This window comes from Streptomyces sp. NPDC001920 (assembly GCF_053594495.1).
Genome location: NZ_JBSFEP010000029.1, coordinates 1 through 16,802, shown reverse-complemented (window position 1 = coordinate 16,802; position 16,802 = coordinate 1). Strand labels below are relative to the sequence as shown.

General features: G+C 71.0%; 13 protein-coding genes and 1 riboswitch. Of the genes, 3 read left to right on the top strand and 10 right to left on the bottom strand.

Annotated elements, in window-relative coordinates; translation table 11 throughout:
* Positions 1–4: 4 nt before the first annotated feature.
* Positions 5–2,653 carry a sensor histidine kinase gene (locus tag ACWCPI_RS35315; RefSeq protein ID WP_451042046.1) on the bottom strand — a complete coding sequence of 883 codons (2,649 nt, stop codon included), beginning with the start codon at positions 2,651–2,653 and terminating at the stop codon, positions 5–7.
* A gap of 629 nt (positions 2,654–3,282) precedes the next feature.
* Complete coding sequence (locus ACWCPI_RS35310; RefSeq protein ID WP_451042045.1) at positions 3,283–4,506, bottom strand: MBL fold metallo-hydrolase; 1,224 nt, start codon at positions 4,504–4,506, stop codon at positions 3,283–3,285.
* A gap of 325 nt (positions 4,507–4,831) precedes the next feature.
* On the opposite strand from ACWCPI_RS35310, the gene ACWCPI_RS35305 reads away from it, so the two are divergent.
* Complete coding sequence (locus ACWCPI_RS35305) at positions 4,832–6,010, top strand: Glu/Leu/Phe/Val dehydrogenase dimerization domain-containing protein (protein ID WP_451042044.1); 1,179 nt, start codon at positions 4,832–4,834, stop codon at positions 6,008–6,010.
* Between the two features lie 69 nt (positions 6,011–6,079).
* Entirely contained in the window at positions 6,080–6,700 is a 621-nt protein-coding gene (locus ACWCPI_RS35300; RefSeq protein WP_451042043.1) for a TetR/AcrR family transcriptional regulator, read from the top strand.
* Between the two features lie 100 nt (positions 6,701–6,800).
* Here the strand turns inward: ACWCPI_RS35300 and ACWCPI_RS35295 are convergent, their stop codons facing one another.
* The 3 genes from ACWCPI_RS35295 to ACWCPI_RS35285 form a co-directional block, all read right to left on the bottom strand.
* On the bottom strand, positions 6,801–7,586 hold the full coding sequence (locus ACWCPI_RS35295; RefSeq protein ID WP_451042122.1) for an SGNH/GDSL hydrolase family protein: 786 nt from the start codon (positions 7,584–7,586) through the stop codon (positions 6,801–6,803).
* 317 nt (positions 7,587–7,903) lie between these two features.
* Entirely contained in the window at positions 7,904–8,854 is a 951-nt protein-coding gene (locus tag ACWCPI_RS35290) for a M23 family metallopeptidase (RefSeq protein WP_451042042.1), read from the bottom strand.
* 4 nt (positions 8,855–8,858) lie between these two features.
* A riboswitch (cyclic di-AMP (ydaO/yuaA leader) is annotated at positions 8,859–9,024 on the bottom strand.
* A gap of 300 nt (positions 9,025–9,324) precedes the next feature.
* The gene (locus ACWCPI_RS35285) at positions 9,325–11,394 is read right to left on the bottom strand and encodes an alpha-galactosidase (protein WP_451042041.1); all 2,070 of its coding nucleotides are present in this window, start codon (positions 11,392–11,394) and stop codon (positions 9,325–9,327) included.
* Between the two features lie 183 nt (positions 11,395–11,577).
* On the opposite strand from ACWCPI_RS35285, the gene ACWCPI_RS35280 reads away from it, so the two are divergent.
* A complete protein-coding gene (locus ACWCPI_RS35280; protein ID WP_451042040.1) occupies positions 11,578–12,375 on the top strand; it encodes a tyrosine-protein phosphatase in 798 nt (265 codons plus the stop codon).
* A 21-nt stretch (positions 12,376–12,396) separates the two neighbouring features.
* Here ACWCPI_RS35280 and ACWCPI_RS35275 read toward each other — a convergent pair whose 3' ends face one another.
* The 5 genes from ACWCPI_RS35275 to ACWCPI_RS35255 all read right to left on the bottom strand — a co-directional run.
* Entirely contained in the window at positions 12,397–12,516 is a 120-nt protein-coding gene (locus tag ACWCPI_RS35275) for a DUF6126 family protein (RefSeq protein ID WP_019759758.1), read from the bottom strand.
* Positions 12,513–13,145 (bottom strand): helix-turn-helix domain-containing protein, encoded by a 633-nt coding sequence (locus ACWCPI_RS35270; RefSeq protein WP_451042039.1) that lies wholly within the window; start codon positions 13,143–13,145, stop codon positions 12,513–12,515. The genes ACWCPI_RS35275 and ACWCPI_RS35270 overlap by 4 nt, the downstream gene beginning before the upstream one ends.
* 72 nt (positions 13,146–13,217) lie before the next feature.
* Complete coding sequence (locus ACWCPI_RS35265) at positions 13,218–14,603, bottom strand: aspartate aminotransferase family protein (RefSeq protein ID WP_451042038.1); 1,386 nt, start codon at positions 14,601–14,603, stop codon at positions 13,218–13,220.
* Positions 14,600–16,558: a 1-deoxy-D-xylulose-5-phosphate synthase gene (gene dxs, locus ACWCPI_RS35260; RefSeq protein ID WP_451042037.1), complete on the bottom strand. Its 1,959-nt coding sequence runs from the start codon at positions 16,556–16,558 to the stop codon at positions 14,600–14,602. The genes ACWCPI_RS35265 and dxs overlap by 4 nt, the downstream gene beginning before the upstream one ends.
* Positions 16,559–16,589: 31 nt before the next feature.
* A partial coding sequence (locus tag ACWCPI_RS35255) for a flavodoxin-dependent (E)-4-hydroxy-3-methylbut-2-enyl-diphosphate synthase (protein WP_451042036.1) occupies positions 16,590–16,802 on the bottom strand: 213 nt, incomplete at its 5' end.

The window sequence follows — 16,802 nt, the reverse complement described above, 5'->3', positions numbered from 1 at the left end:
GTGGTCATCCGGCTGGTGCGCTCCCGTCGTGCCGGGTGGTGTGGTCGGCGCCGGGAGCGAACCCGGGGGGCGTCTCGGCGTTGTTAGGCCGGTCCATGGGTGATCCATCCATGTGTGACCCGGTGGTCATGGGGGTCACATCTGTGTGGAGGCCATCCAGTGGGGTCGGGCGCAGGTGGTCGGTCTGCGGGCGACCTGTGTCCGGGATCGTCGGCTCCGGACGGACCGGTGTCTGGTGCAGGGGCTCCAAGCGGGGACGCTCGAAGGACGTGGGGTCCTGTCGGGTCGGTTCCGGGGTGCGTGACGCGGTGTCGGGGGTCGAGTGCCGCGGGGGCACGTAGATGGGGTCGGCCTGGTGGGTGAGGAGGGCCTGGTGTGTGGGTGTCGGGGTGGTGGCGGTGCCGGCGGTGGTGCGCGGCGAGTGGGGGTGGCCCGCGTCCAGGTGGCCGAGGCCGACGAGGTGGGGGGGCGTGTGGCCCGAGGCCGTGTCGCCGGACGCCATGTGGTCGGACGGCATGTGGTCGGACGGCATGTGTGTTGTGCGGCCCGACGGCGTGTGCGGGACATCCATGTGGCTGGCGCCCATGAGTCCGCCTCGCCCGAGGTCTCCGTGCCCGAGGTCTCCGTGCCCGAGATCCATGTGCCCCGGGTCGACCCGCCAGGGGTCCTTGAGCCCCAGCTCTGTGGCGGTGTCCTCCATGTGGTCTGGGCCCATATGGCCGCCGCCCGTGTGCTCGGCGTCCATGGGCGCCGCTTCCCTGCTCCCCGTGTCGCTGTGCCCGGCATCCATGTGCGGGGTCTCCATGTGCCCGGCATCCAAGGGCTGGACGTCCATGTGCCCGGCATCCATATGCGCCGCCTCCATGTGCTGCTGCGTCTCGGCGAGCCCGATGCCCCGTTGGAAGGCCGCCATCAACCCCGGGTCGTGCCCGGCGAGATGGTCGGGCTCCTGACGAGGCGCGGGAGCTTCACGCAGCTGAGGGGCGATGTGCTCCTGGGCACGGCGGCGCGGGAGTTGAGGCTTGTCCATGGTGCCGCGGACGGTGGTGATGCGCGGGGTGGGCGGAGCGACGGTGTTCTCGTCGAGGAGCCGGCGTTCGTCGGGCTTGATGCCGGGCACCGCTTCCGCCGGATTGGCCCGCTCTGCATGCGCGCCCCGCACGACGAGCGGTGCCGGCCCACTGCCGTCCGCCCTCGGGGCAGCACCCCTGCCGGCCTGCGGCTGCGGCTGACGCGGTGTCCCCGGCGTCGCCTCGCCCGCCCCGCGCTGCCCGGCCGCCGGTGCTCCCGAGCCCGTATGACGCTGCTGCTGAGGCACCGGCGCCTGCTGTGCACGCCCCTGCGACGGGGCGGGCGGCGGGGCCTGCGGCGGTACGGCCGTGCCGCCCGCGGGAGTGTGCGAGTTCTGCGGCTCCGACACCCGCGCGACGCCTCCGCGCCCCTCGGGTTCGGTGCCCAACAACCCCTGTGGCACGACGAGTACGGCTTGGACACCGCCGTAGATGTTGGTCTGCAGACGCACGTGGATGCCATGCCGCTTGGCCAGTTGCGACACGACGAACAGCCCGATGCGCCCGTCCGCCAGCAAGCTGGCGACGTTGACTTGGTCGGGGTCGGTGAGCAGGGCGTTCATACGGTTCTGTTCGCCGACAGGCATGCCGAGCCCGCGGTCCTCCACCTCCACGGCAAGCCCCGAGGTCACGAGGTTGGCCCGGAGCAGCACTTGGGTGTGGGGGGCGGAGAACACCGTGGCGTTCTCGACGAGTTCGGCCAGCAGGTGGATCACGTCGGCGACGGCGTGTCCGCGCAGGGTGCCGTCGATGGGCGGCACCAGCTTGACGCGGGAGTACTGCTCGACCTCGGCGATCGCCGAACGCAGCACCTCGGTCATGGAGACCGGGTTGCTCCACTGCCGGCGGGAGACGGCCCCGCCGAGGACGGCGAGGTTCTCGGCGTGGCGGCGGATGCGGGTGGCGAGGTGGTCCACGTGGAAGAGGCCCTTGAGCAGGTCCGGGTCCTCGATCTCGTTCTCCAGATCGTCGAGGATGGAGATCTCCCGGTGCACGAGCGACTGAAGGCGCCGGGCGAGGTTGACGAAGACCTCCAGCTTCTGCTCGCTGCCGGCCTGGCTGGAGAGCTGGGAGGCCTGGACGACGGCGGTGATTGCCCCGTCGTGGGCGCGGGCGATGTCGGCGGCCAGCAGCTCGAAGTCGTCGGCGCCGTCCGGTGGACCGGTGCGCGTCTTGCGCTTCGGCGCACCGTCGCCGCGTCGCAGAGCCTCCACGAGCGACCGCAGATCTGCCTCGCCGCGGGCACTGCTGCGGCGCAGCGCGTCGATGCGGTCGCTCACGGACTTCGTGGTGCGGTCGGCGGCCACCGCGGCGATCAGGATGCCCGCGAGGGCCACCGAGACCGCGCCCGCGAGCACGCCCCACAGGGTGAGGCTCGGCCGTACTCCGGTGGTGCGCACGAGGAACAGGACGGCCGCGCAGGCGCTGAGTGCCACGGCGATGGGCGGCAGGACGGCCAGGCGCATCAACTGGTGGCGTATGTGGGTCTCGGGCAGCGCGGGCGCGGTGCGGGGGGCCGGGCGCCCGTGCCGCCCGCCCTCACGGCGGTCTGCGCGTGCGGCCGGGGCGCGGAGTTGAGACATCGGGGTCCTCGTACTGGTCCGTCGGTCGGGGCCTGGGGATGCGCACGGTCTGCACGGCCCGGGGCATGCGCCATCGCGATGTCGGTCGACGCAGCCGACAAGTTCGGCTCCGTGTCGCCCGACGGACACTGACAGTAGTCGCCTTCGCATCATGTGCGGTGGGCAGTTGACAAAGTCCGGCAGGCAGCGTCCCGCTCTGGTATGAGGTCTCGTACGACAGACCGATAACCCGTCTCCTCACGGTTCGACGCGAGGGACGGGAACGATCGGACCTGGTCAGAAGTGGTCACAAAGCAAAGTCGGCGGCGGGGCACATCTTCCGTGCCACCGCTCACCGACTTACGGATCCCCCGCTCACGAACGCCCCGGCCGTGACGTTTCCGCGCCTACCGGCCGAGGGTACCGACCCCCGGCACGTCACGGCACGTATCGGCGCACCCCGCCGATCGGGCGCCCCCTGGCGCCCCCACGCTCCCGGCGTGAGCCGTCGAAGGCGGGCGCACGGATCCGACGAACGCGCCCCGCTCCGAGCGAACTTCCCCTGGCCGACACGCTCGTGCGACCTCGGACCGACAGGCTCGTGCGGCCCCATGTGACCGACCAGTGCCGCCCTGGCACATCAGAGGTGCCTACACCACCGCCGGGCTGTCGGGCCCCGCCACCGCCGGGCTGTCCGGCCCCGCCACCGCCGGGCTGTCCGGCGCCGCCACCACCGGCGGCCACGCCGGCCACCCCTCGGCGGGGGCCTCGGTCACCTCGCGCCACCACGGGGTGACGGGCGGCGCGGTGGCCGGCTCGAAAGGCTCACCGCAGCGGGGAGCCGCCATCGTGACCCCGGCCTTGTGCGTGGCCCGCATCATCCACTCCCCCGGCTCCGCCCACGGATGCGGCGCCAGGTTGAAGGTGCCCCAGTGGATCGGCAGCATGACGCCCGCGGTCGGATCACCGCCCTGCAGGTCGAGGTGGGCCCGGACGCCCTCGTCCGGCGTCATGTGGATGTCGGGCCAGAAGTCCGAGTAGGCCCCGACCTGGATCATCGTGGCGTCGAACGGGCCGTGGTCGGAGCCGATGTCCTTGAAACCCTCGAAGTAGCCGGTGTCACCGCTGTGGTAGATCCGGTGCTCGTCCGAGGCGACGGCCCAGGACGCCCAGAGCGTGTGCTGCGTGTTGCGCAGACCGCGCCCGCAGAAGTGGCGGGCCGGGGTGGCGGTCAGCGTGAGGCCGCCGACCTTCGTGGTCTCGTGCCAGTCCAGCTCGCGCAGCCGGTCTGCGGACACACCCCAGTGTTCGAGGTGACCGCCGACGCCGAGAGGCACCGCGAAGAGGGTGTCCGTGCCGGCCAGCGCCTTGATCGTCGGCATGTCCAGGTGGTCGTAGTGGTCGTGCGAGATGACGACGGCGTCGACGGGCCCGAGCGCGGTGAGGGGCAGCGGCACCGGGTGCAGCCGCTTGGGCCCGGCGAAGGGGAACGGCGAGCAGCGCTCTCCCCACACCGGATCGAAGAGGACCCGGTGGCCGTCGATCTCCGCGAGGACGCTGGAGTGCCCCATCCAGGTCAGGCGCAGTCCGTCCGAGGGCGGCTTCGCCAGGTCGGCGTAGGTGGTGGAGTGCACCGGCACCGTGCCGTCGGGAGCACGGCGGGGGCGGGTGTCCTTGTCGAAGAAGACCTTGGCGAACTCCACCATCGACCCGGACGGCCGGGTCCGGGCGGCGCCTCCGGGGTTCTGGAAGACCCCGTCCCTGAAGTGCGGCGATCTCTGGATGCGCGCCATGCGCTCACCGCTCGGATCCACGCCGAAGGCTTCGGGCCGCAGGGCGCGGAGCCCGGAGCTCGGGAAACGGAAACCGGCCACGGTACCTCCAGGTGGAGTCGGTGAGGCTTCCATTATGGTCGGCCCCTCCGACATCCCCGGATGAGCCCGGAGGACGACTCCCCGGCGCCCGACACCCGACGCCGGTTCCCGGCACCCCACTCCCGTGCGACTGAAGCACCCTCGTCCCGTCCCCCTCCCTGCCCCACCCCCCTCCATCCGGCTTCTCTCCCCATCACTCCCCCCGGCCCCCTCCACCCCGCTCCGAGAGCCACCCCGCATTGACATGTCCCCGCCCTCACTCCAATACTGACCCGTCGTTCAGTATCCGCGCGCGGCACGCGGCCCGCCCCTCCCCGGAGACCCCATGACCACCCCCTTTCTGTCGCTCACCTGGACCGACCACGTCACCGGCCGTCAGGGCTTTCTGGTCGTCGACCGGCTGGTGCGCGGCGTGTCCAGCGGCGGGCTGCGGATGCGGCCGGGTTGCACGCTGGACGAGGTCGCCGGGCTGGCGCGCGGCATGAGCATGAAGGAAGCCCTGCACTACGACCCGGAAGCCCGCTACATCCCCCTGGGCGGTGCCAAGGGCGGCATCGACTGCGATCCGCGGGACCCGGAGGCGTACGGCCTGCTGGTGCGCTACCTGCGGACCATGCGGCCGTACATCGAGAGCTGCTGGACCACGGGTGAGGACCTCGGCCTCACCCAGGACGTGGTCGACCGGGCGGCCACCGAGGCGGGGCTCGTCTCCTCCGTCCAGGCCGTGTATCCGCTGCTCGACGACGAGGCCGGCGCCCGTCGGCGGATCGCGGACGCCTTCGCGGTCGAGGTGGACGGCATAGGGCTCGACGAGCTGGTCGGCGGCTGCGGAGTCGCCGAGTCGGTGCTCGCGGCGCTGGACCGGGCCGGTGTGCCGTACTGGCGGACCCGCGTGGCCGTACAGGGGTTCGGCACCATGGGCGGTGCCACGGCGCGTTTCCTCATGCGTGCGGGACTCACCGTCGTGGCGGTCGCCGACATCAAGGGCACGATCGCCAACCCGGCGGGGCTCGACATCGAGGCCCTGCTCGCCGCACGGGACGCGTACGGCACCGTGGACCGGGCCGCGCTGCGCCCCGGCGACCGCGAGCTGCCGGGCGAAGCGTGGCTGTCTGCCGAGGCGGAGGTGCTGGTGCCGGCTGCCGTGTCGTACGCGATCGACGTCACGAACCAGGGCCGGATCACCGCCCGCTGGATCGCCGAGGCGGCCAACATGCCCGTACGGCCCGAAGCGGAGGAGCTGCTGGCCACGCGGGGCGTGACCGTGCTGCCGGACGTGGTGGTCAACTCGGCCACGAACGCCTGGTGGTGGTGGACGCTGTTCGGCGACCTCGACGCGGACGCTGACGCCGCGTTCGCCCACACACGGCGCTCGATGCGCGCCCTCACCGATCTCACCCTGGCCCGCGCCGAGGCCGACGGCACGACACCCCGGTGCGCCGCGCACACCATCGCGGCGGACCGGCTGGCGGTGATCTCCGACAGGTTCGGTTGGCACGGCTGAGCGCGGACGGCGTGTCCTCACCGGGACACGGCCCGAGGCCGGCGGGTGCCGAGGCTTTAGGGTGACGGCGTGGCAAGAGTGCGGTTGAGCGTGGCGGAGCGGCGCGAGGAGTTGCTGCGGGCCGCCGTCGAGCAGATAGAGGCGCGGGGCGTGACGGCGGTCAGGATCGCCGACGTGGCCTCGGCGCTCGGGGTGAGCAACGCCCTGGTGCTCTACCACTTCGACACCAAGGAGAAGCTGGTCGCCGCCGCGTTCTCGTACGCCGCCGAGGGTGATCTGACCCGTCTGCGGAAGATCCTCGGCCGTCGTACGACGGCGTTGCGACGGTTGCGGGCCGCCGTGCGCTGGTACGCGCCGACCGGCCAGGCCAAGGGCTGGCGGCTGTGGATCGAGGGCTGGGCGGCGGCGTTGCGCGAGCCCGCGCTGCAGGAGGTCACACGGGACCTCGACCGGCAGTGGAAGGCCGCCCTCACCGAGGTGCTCGCGCAGGGCGTGGCCGCGGGTGAGTTCGACTGCCCGGACCCCACCGGCACGGCCCTGCGCCTCACGGCGCTTCTCGACGGGCTCGCCGTGCAGTTGACGTCGTACTCCGGCGCGGTGTCACGCGCGCGTGCCCGGGAGTGGGTGGACGAGGCGCTGGCCCGGGAACTGGGGCTGGAGCGGGAGGCGTTGGCGGCGGCGACGCGGTGAGGCCGCCGACCTCCCGCCGACCGGTCGGCGCCGGCACCCGGCGGCCGTGCGGGCCGCGCCCCCTGGAACCGGGCACGGCCCACGTCGCCGGAGCGCCGGCTCAAGCCACCGCGTCGATCCGCATCTTGATGTCGTCCGGCGACAGTGCGCCCTTGGCCGTCACATGGTCGCCCGAGGACTCTCCGCGCAGCCGACGCCCGATCCAGGGCACCAGGTACTCGCGCGCCCACTGGACGTCGTCCCGCCGGATCTCCAGAGTGCCGCGCGGCGGGAGCGGCGGCCAGGGCTGGTCGGGGTCGGCCGGCACATCGAGGCCGAGGACCTGGCCCGCGCGCAAGGCCACGCGCGTGTGCCCTTCCGGAGACAGGTGGAGCCGGTCGTGGTCCCAGGCGCGCCGGTCCTGAACGGTCTTCAGGGACCACAGGTCGAGCACCGGACAGCCGTACCGGTCGGCGATGGCCCGCACATGGCCGTTGTACGTGGCGATCTTGCCGCGCAGATGCTTCAGCACGGGCACGCCACGGGTGTCGAATCCGGTCGTCACCATGACGGTGCCGACCGCGGAGGTCAACCGGGCGACGGCCCGCTCGAACCGCTCGGCGACCTCGTCGGGGTCGGTGCCGGGCCGGATGATGTCGTTGCCGCCCGCGCAGAAGGAGACCAGGTCCGGGGCCATTTCGATGGCCTGCGGGAGCTGGTCCGCCACGATCTGGTCGAGCAGTTTGCCGCGCACGGCGAGGTTGGTGTAGTCGAAGTCGCCCTCGGGCCGCCGGTCCGCGAGGAGGACCGCGAACCGGTCGGCCCAGCCGACGAACGCCCCGTCGGGGCCGGGGTCGCCGACGCCCTCGGTGAAGCTGTCCCCCACCGCGACGTACGACCCGATCACTGATCTGCTGTCACTCTTCGAATCGTCTGCCACATCGGCACATGATTCACCTTCGAATGTGACCTACGCGACCGTAGGGCAGGGTTGACGAGCGGTGAGATAAGCCACTTCCCAAGTGTTCGCCAAACCCGGAATAACCCTTTGGTCAGGTGCGTTGCGGACGCAGCCACCGGACCCGGAAGTCGCCGACCCGGAAGTGGCTCCACACGGTCCGGACGGCGAGCCGACCTCCCCTCGGACACGCCGAAGGCCGGACCCCGGGATCGGGGTCCGGCCTTCGGCTGCGTGTCAGGCAGACGGCGTCGGCAAGACGACCGTCAGCCGATGGCGACGCCCTTCGAACGGAGGTAGGCGACCGGGTCGAGGTCCGAGCCGTAGTCCGGGGTGGTGCGGATCTCGAAGTGCAGGTGCGGGCCGGTCGAGTTGCCGGTCGAGCCGGAGAGGCCGACCTGCTGGCCCGCGGTGACGGACTGGCCGCTCGACACCGAGAGGGACGACAGGTGGGCGTACTGGGCGTAGCGGCCGTCGGCGAGCTGGATGACGACCTGGTTGCCGTACGCGCCGGCCCAGCCGGCGGAGACGACCGTGCCGGCGCCCACGGCCTTCAGCGACGTGCCGGTCGGGACGACGAAGTCGACGCCGGTGTGGTAGCCGCTGGACCACATGCTGCCCGCGACCTTGTAGGCGGTGCCGACGGCGGCACCGGCCACGGGTGCCGTGAAGCCATTGGCGGTGCCGGTGGTGTCGGCGCTCTGCGCTGCCGTGGTCGCCTTCGACGCGGTGGACTTGGAGGACTTGGAGGACTGGGACGACTTGGACGGCTTGGACGGCTTGGAAGCGGTCGAGCCGGAGGACGGCGCCGGCGACTTGGGGGCGCTCGGCGCGGCCTTGCCACCGAGGGTGAGCTTCAGACCGGGGTGGATCAGCGCCGGGTCGTCACCGACGGCCTCACGGTTGTCGGCGTAGAGCTTCTTCCAGCCGCCCTCGACGTTCTGCTCGTCGGCGATCTTCGAAAGGTAGTCGCCGACCTTCACGGAATAGGTCCGCGCATCCGCCTTCTTCGCCGTTTCCTTCTTCTCGGCGGCTTTCTGTCCGGCGACCGGAAGGGCCTGAACGGCCTTTTCCGAAACGGTCTGCGAAGGAGCGGCGTGGGCGCCGGTGGCACCGATGAGCGGGAGGGCGAGAGCGGCGCCACCGGTTCCGGCGACGGCGATGGAGCGGGTGAAGCGCGGGGACTTCGGACGGCGGTGCTTACCCTTCGCGGGCATGGCGAATTCCTCTCCGGCGCCTGCGAGGTGAGCTGTCGGGTGCGGGCTGGAGATGCCCGGCCGCGTCGGGACGCGACTTGACCCCAAGCCGTTCCGGAGACCGGAACAGGCGGTTGTACCTGTGGGTCCCCCGCTCCTGCCGTACACGGGTGAGTTAGCGCGGAATCCGGTCGGCGGCAGGATTCGGCGTCCGTCCGGATGGGTGGCGAACGTAAGCGAGGAAGACGCGCGGGAACAAGTGAGGGGTTCCGTCCGAATGCGTTCCTGTTGATCCCTTGTGGGAATTATCGGTCACCCTCCGTTGATTAGCGGGGCACCTCCCGACACAAAGCTCCTTGAAACACATATGGATTACGTGAACATGACCAGCAACGCACCGTCACGATTATGACGCTGCTCACGTGACACTGCTCCAGCTTCCTTCACTCCGGAGCGAGTTGGAATGAAGGAGCTGAATTCGGACAGAACCCCTAGATGCGACGCAGTCGGATAACCGTCGCATCAAGGTCGCCACGCAATCCGACCTTCAGTCCGTGATGCAGCAGTACGGCACCTCTGTGCGTTTCGCCCGTTTCAAGGCATTCATACGATGCTGTCGGGTCGAGCGCACGCAGCCGCAGCGCCGGGACGGGCTCGCCGAACCGCTGGGCCTGGAGCCAGGCGAGGACGACCGCGTCGCCTCCGCGCACGTACTGCACCGCGCTCAGCCCACCCTTCGGAGGCCGCAGCCGGTAGAGGTCGCCGTGCTGCACCACGGGCCTGATCTCCTTGTAGAGCGCCACCCACTCCCGCGCTTCGGCGAGTTCCTCCTCGCTCCAGCGGGCGAGGTCGCCGCCGACCCCGAGCACCCCGGCCATGGCGCTCACGAAACGGAAGCGCAGGGAGCTCGCACGGTGATTGAGCATGGCGTTGGGGCTGTCGGTGACCCAGGCGGCCATGGCGCGGGCGGGGTGGACCTGGCTGAAGCCGTGCTGGACGGCCAGCCGGTCGAGCGGGTCGGTGTTGTCCGAGGTCCACACCTGGTCCGTACGGCCCAGCACCCCCAGGTCGATCCGCCCGCCCCCACCCGAGCAGGACTCGAAGGCGACGCCCGGGTGGGCGGCCCGCAGCCGGTCCAGCAGCCCGTACAGAGCCCGCACGTGGTCGACCCACAGCCGTTGCGGGTACGACTCCCCGGGCCAGCCGGCGTCGGTGAAGCAGCGGTTGAAGTCCCACTTCACATAGTCGATCGGGGCGCTGGACAGGAGCCCGTCGAGCCGCTCCCACAGGTATTCCTGCACGTCCTCGCGGGCGAGGTTCAGTACGAGCTGATTGCGGAATTCCGTCCGCTTTCGCCCCGTTTCATATTGAATCCATGATGGATGGGCGCGATACAACTCACTGTCCGGATTGACCATTTCCGGCTCCACCCAGATGCCGAACTGCATGCCGAGCTCGTGCACGTACTCCGCGAGCGGCTTGAGCCCGGACGGGAAGCGGTCGGGGTTCGGCACCCAGTCGCCGAGTCCGGCGCGGTCGCTGGTGCGTGCCCCGAACCAGCCGTCGTCGACCACGAACAGTTCGACGCCGATGGCCGCGGCCCGCCGCGCGAGCACGCTCTGCTGCTCCTCGGAGATGTCGAACTCCGTCGCCTCCCAGGAGTTGAACAGCACCGGCCGGTCCTGGTCGGCGTCCGGGATGACGTACGAGCGCTGGTACGCGTGCCAGGCCCGGCTCGCTCCGCCGAAGCCGCTCCCGCTCCACAGTCCGGCGAAGACGGGTGTCGTGAAGGACTCCCCCGGTCCCAGCCGCAGCAGCCCGGAGTCGTCGTGTCCGGCGCCGCCGGTGATCTGCACGCGCGCGTCCGGGAGTTGGGCGACGGCGATGCGCCAGGACCCGGACCAGCCGAGGGCGCAGCCATAGACCTCGCCGCTCTCCTCGGTGGCGTCCGTGTCGAGGGCGACCCATGGCAGATGCTGGTGTCCGGTGTGCCCTCGGCGGCTGCCGAGGACCTTCTCGCCGTAGGTGAGGGGCGATCGCACGAGCCTGGACTCGGCGCCCCAGCGGCCGTGCAGCTGGGACAGCCGCCACACGTCCCGGTCCGGCAGCGTCCAGGTGGCCGAGTCGGCGCGCAGCAGTTCCAGGGCCGGTCCCCCGTTGTCCAGGGTCACCCAGCGTTCCACGACGTCGTCGCGCATCCGGTAGTGCAGGGTGATGCGCAGACCCCCGTCACGGAAGCGCAACCGCAGCTCGTCCCCGTCGGTGTCGTACCGCTCGAAACCCCACTCGGTGCCGCGCCGCTCGTCGGTGCGCACGGACAGGGCCGGACGCACGAAGCGGGGGCCGCCCTCGACCGGATACTCCTCGCGCCCGTCGAGCGGGGACTCGAAGGGCCGGTATTCGGGCAGCGGACTCACCGCGAGGGCCTCGGCGTCGGCCAGCGCGATCCGGGGCCCCCAGTGGAGGTGCAGCAGTTCGTCGCCGTCGGTCAGATGCAGGGCGTATCCGCTGGTCGGCCCGGTCAGGAGCCAAGTGCGGCCATTGGCTGAGATCTCCAGCATCGAGCTCCCCACAGATTCGAACAGTTGCCATCAAGTACCAACATCATCAAGGGTCCGACCACCCCGAGGCAACGCCTGTGGACAAACTCATTGCCCCAGGAACCGATGTCGTATCGTCGAGAGCGCACCCCGTCGGCCGCATCGTCGAGCCGCGCCGCCGGGGCCGACTGGGAGGGAGCCCCCGTGACGCAGCAGATCCCGTCGACCGAGCCCGAACTGGCCGGTGTCCGCAATTTCCGCGATGTGGGCGGACTGCCGACGGTGGACGGACGACGGGTGCGGCACGGCGTGCTGTTCCGCAGCGGTCACCTGGCACACGCGACCGAGGACGACGCCGCGTTCCTCGGCGCCCTGGGGCTGCACACGGTCTTCGACTTCCGCAACGCGGCCGACCAGAAGCTGGAGGGCCCGGACGTCGAGCTGCCCGGCGTGCGCAATGTGAACCTGCCGTTGAGCGACCCGGCGGACGGCGCGGAGTTCTGGAAGATGGTCCGTGACGGTGACCTCGACCAGCTGCGGGAGATCCTCGCGGACGGCAAGGCCGCGAACCGGATGATCGCTTCGTATCGCATGATCATCACGGAGCGCACCGGCGAGCACTCCCAGGTGCTGCACGCACTCGCCGAGGACAGCGTCCCCGCCCTCATGCACTGCGCCGCGGGCAAGGACCGCGCCGGCCTGTCCATCGCCGTGACGCTGCTCGCCCTCGGCGTCGAGCGCGACGCGATCCTCGCCGACTACCTGGAGTCCAACGCCAAGCACCGCCGCTACAAGGTGCACCGCAGCAGCAGCGCCTCCTCGGCCTACTCCCCCGAGGTGATGGAGTTGCTCAGCCCGCTGTTCGACGCGCGCGCCGAGTACCTGACGGCGGCCTTCGAGACGATCGAGGGGACGTGGGGCACCGTCGACACCTACCTGGAGCAGGGGCTGCGGCTCACCCCGCAGACCCGGGAGCGGCTGCGGGAGCGGCTGCTCGACTGACACCCGGCCGCCCCGTGTCCACTACTTCGCGCCCGCTTCGAACAGGAAGTAGATGAAGGCGGCGAAGACGTGCCCCACCGCGATGTAGATGATGAGCCGTACCCACAGACCGCGTGGGAACTTCTCCTCCATGTCGCTCATGGCGTCTCTCCAGGGGTGTGGCCCAGGCACAGCGTGGCCGTGGGGCTCTGCAGCAGGGTGTGGACGAACAGCAGCTCGACACCGACCTCGTCCTGGGCGGCGATGCGGTGCGGGGTGAGCGAGTCGAAGTGGGCGCTGTCACCGGGCGCGAGCCGGTGCGTGGCGTCCCCGAGGCGCAGCCGCAGCCGCCCCTTGAGGACGTAGAGCCACTCCTCACCGGGGTGCACACGCACGATGTCGCCCTGAGAGCCGTAGGGCACATGGACGCGCAGCGCCTGCATCCCGCGCCCGGCGGCGCCCGCCTGCCAGTACGTCCAGCCTCCGGCCGCACTCGGCTCCATGGCGGCGGCGCGCACGACCGCGTCCCGGTCGGCGACCGTTTCACCGAGCAGTTCGGAGACGGTCGTACCGTAGATGCGCGCGAGCGCGAGCAGCATCGGCAGGGACGGCTGGCGCTGCCCGGTCTCCAGACGGGAGAGGTGGGCGGGTGAGAGCCCGGCGGCGCGGGCGGCGGACTCCAAGGTGAGCGCCGCTCGGCGGCGCAGGGCCCGCAACCGGGGGGCGACGGCCGGCAGGGCGTCGGCGGAGCCCGGTGTATCGCCCTCGGGGGCGAGGTCGGGAGAGCTCATGCTCTCCATTCAGCCGGAGGCTTGCCTCTGCGGCAAATCCATTGCCTCAGAGGCAAAAGCCCCGAGTCGGCCTCAGCGGTTGGCCACCGCCTGCTTGATCAGCGTCTTGCCGAAGTCCCACATCAGCCCGCCACCGCTGTGCGCGTCGTCCATCACGTCCGTGAAGGCGTCCACGAACCGGTCCACCTCGCGCTCGCCGATGATGAGCGGTGGAATGAGCTTGATCACCTCCAGGTGGTCCCCGGAGACCTGGGTGAGGATCCGGTGCCGGCGCAGCAGCGGCACGACCACCATCTGCGCGAACAGGCCCTTGCGGGCGGCCTGCAGCATGGCCCAGCGGCTGCGGAGCTTGAGCGAGTCGGGACGGCCGAACTCGATGCCGATCATCAGCCCTCGCCCGCGGACGTCGGCGAGCAGCTCGTACTTGCCGGTGAGTGCCGAGAGCCGGGACTTGAGCCGCTCCCCGGTCGCCCGCGCGTTCGCGACGACCTGCTCGTGCTCCAGGACGGACAGGACGGCGAGCCCGGCCGCCATGGCCTGCGCATTGGATCCGAAGCTCGCCGAGTGGACCAGCACCCGGTCCATGGACGAGTAGACCTTCTTGAAGATCCAGTCCTTGCCGAGCGTGGCGCCCACCGGCACATAGCCCCCGGACAGCGCCTTGGCCACGCACACCAGGTCCGGCTCCACCCCCTCCTCGTGCTGGTAGGCGTAGAAGTCGCCGGTCCTGCCGAGCCCGGTCTGCACCTCGTCCGCGATGAGCAGTGCCTTGTGCCGGTGCAGCAGCTCCTGGGCGGCCCGCAGATAGCCCGGCGGGGCCTCGTGGACGCCCTTGCCCTGGATGGGTTCCACGATCAGGGCGGCCACGTCGCCGCCGCGCAACTCCCGCGCCAGGGCGTCGAGATCACCGAGCGGTACGGCCGTGTCGGGCAGCAGCGGGGCGAATCCGTCCCGGAAGCCCGACTCGCCGTTGACGGACAGCGAGCCGGTGGTCAGCCCGTGGAAGGCGTGGTCGCAGTACAGGATCCGCGGCCTCCCGGTGACGAACCGCGCGAATTTCAGCGCGGTCTCCACCGCCTCCGTCCCGCTGTTGCCGAAGAACACCCGGTCCAGGTGCGGGCTGTGCGCGAGCAGCCGCTCGGCCAGCAGGCCGGGCAGCGGCTGGCAGTCGAAGCGGGTGAGGTCGGCGAGGCAGGCGTCGAGGACGTCGTGCAGCGCCTTGCGGACGACGGGGTGGTGGCGCCCCAGGCCCATCACCCCGAACCCGGCGAGCATGTCCAGGTAGTCGTCGCCGTCCGCGTCCCAGAAGTAGGCGCCTTCGGCCCGCTCGTAGACCTTGTCGAAGCCGATGGTGCGCAGCATGCGCGGGAGCTGGTGGTTCAGGTACTCGCCATGCAGCTCGTAGCGCTCGGCTCCGCGCTCGGCGAGGAGTCTGCCGAGGTCGAACTCGGTGGTCATTCAGGTTTCTCCTTGACTGGCACGGCGGTACGACCGTCCCGGCCGACGTCGGCCTGCCCGGTGCCGGCCGGGCCGTGCTCTGCCTCCTTGAGGGCCAGGCTCGCGCTGATCCGTCCGGCGACCTCGACGGGCGTGAGCCCGATGTCGGCGAGCACCTCGCCCCGCTTGGCGTGCGCGAGGAACTGTTCCGGGATGCCGAACCGCCGTACGGGCACGTCGACATCGGCGTCGCCCAGTGCCAGCGCCACGGCGGCGCCGACTCCCGCCGAGCGGCTGTTGTCCTCGACGACCGCCACGATCCGGTGCTGCGCGGCGAGGGGCACGAGCGCCGGATCCACGGGCTTCACCCAGCGCGGGTCGACGACGGTGCACGTGATGCCGCGCGCCTGAAGCAGCTCGGCCGCCTGGAGGCACACCGGGGCCATCACGCCGACCGCGACGAGGAGGACGTCCGGCTCGCGCCCGGACCGGTGCAGCACGTCCAGGCCGCCCACCCGGTCCACCGCCGGGATCGACGGCCCCACGGACTCCTTCGGGAACCGCACCAGCGTCGGGGCGTCGTCGACGGCCACCGCCTCCCGCAGCTGCGCCCGCAGCTGGTCGGCGTCGCGCGGCGCGGCGATCCTGAGGCCGGGCACGACCTGGAGGACGGACAGGTCCCACATGCCGTTGTGGGAGGCCCCGTCGACTCCCGTGACGCCGGCCCGGTCCAGTACGAACGTCACCCCGCACCGGTGCAGCGCCACGTCCATGAGGAGTTGGTCGAAGGCCCGGTTGAGGAAGGTGGCGTAGACGGCGACGACCGGATGCAGCCCGCCCGTCGCGAGCCCCGCCGCCGACACGGCCGCGTGCTGCTCGGCGATCCCCACGTCCCACACCCGGTCCGGGAACCGCTCCGCGAACTTGCCGAGCCCGACCGGGTGCAGCATGGCCGCCGTGATCGCCACGACGTCCTCCCGCTCCTCGCCGATCCGCACGATCTCGTCGCCGAAGACCGACGTCCAGGACGGCCCGTTGGACGGCGCCAGCGGCTCGCAGGTCAGCGGGTCCATCACACCGACGGTGTGGAAGTGGTCCTCCTCGTGGGCGAGAGCGGGTTCGTAGCCGCGCCCCTTCTCCGTGAGGCAGTGGACCAGCACGGGCCCGTGGAAGCGCTTGGCCCTGCGCAGCGCCGACTCGACGGCCCCGATGTCGTGTCCGTCGATGGGGCCGACGTACTTCAGACCGAGGTCCTCGAACATGCCCTGCGGGGCGAAGGCGTCCTTGAAGCCCTTCTTCGCGCCGTGCAGGGACTCGTAGAGCGTGTGGCCCACGAGCGGGGTGCGCAGCAGGACGTCCTTGCCCCAGGCCAGGACCTTCTCGTAGCTGTCGGTCGTACGCAGGGTGGCCAGGTGGTTGGCGAGGCCCCCGATGGTCGGGGCGTAGGACCGTTCGTTGTCGTTGACGACGATGATCAGCGGCCGGTCCTTGGCGGCCGCGATGTTGTTCAGCGCCTCCCAGGCCATGCCGCCGGTCAGCGCCCCGTCGCCGATCACCGCGACGACATGGCCCTTCTCCCCCTGTACCTGACGGGCCTTGGCGAGTCCGTCGGCCCAGCCGAGCGCGGTGGAGGCGTGGCTGTTCTCGACGATGTCGTGCTCGGACTCCTCGCGGGAGGGGTAGCCGGACAGGCCACCCTTGCCGCGCAGCTTGGAGAAGTCCTGCCGTCCTGTCAGCAGCTTGTGCACGTAGCTCTGGTGTCCGGTGTCCCAGACGATGCGGTCGACCGGCGACTCGAAGACCCGGTGGAGCGCGATGGACAGTTCCACCACCCCCAGGTTGGGCCCGAGATGTCCGCCGGTCCTGGCGACCGCGTGCACCAGGAACTCCCTGATCTCGTCGGACAGCTCACCGAGTTCCGCCTCGGACAGCGCCTTCAGGTCACGTGGTCCCCGGATGTTCTCCAGAATCGTCACGCTCGGGCCCCCTCTCGGTCCGTGCCTTGCTTCAGCTCACAGTCACTTCTGGTTTCCCCGTGACGATGGAGGCGCCCGTGGCGGCGCCGCCCTGCTCCATCCGCTCGGCGATCTTCATCGCCTCCTCGATGAGGGTCTCGACGATCTTCGACTCGGGCACGGTCTTGATGACCTCGCCCTTGACGAAGATCTGGCCCTTGCCGTTGCCGGAGGCGACGCCGAGGTCGGCCTCGCGGGCCTCGCC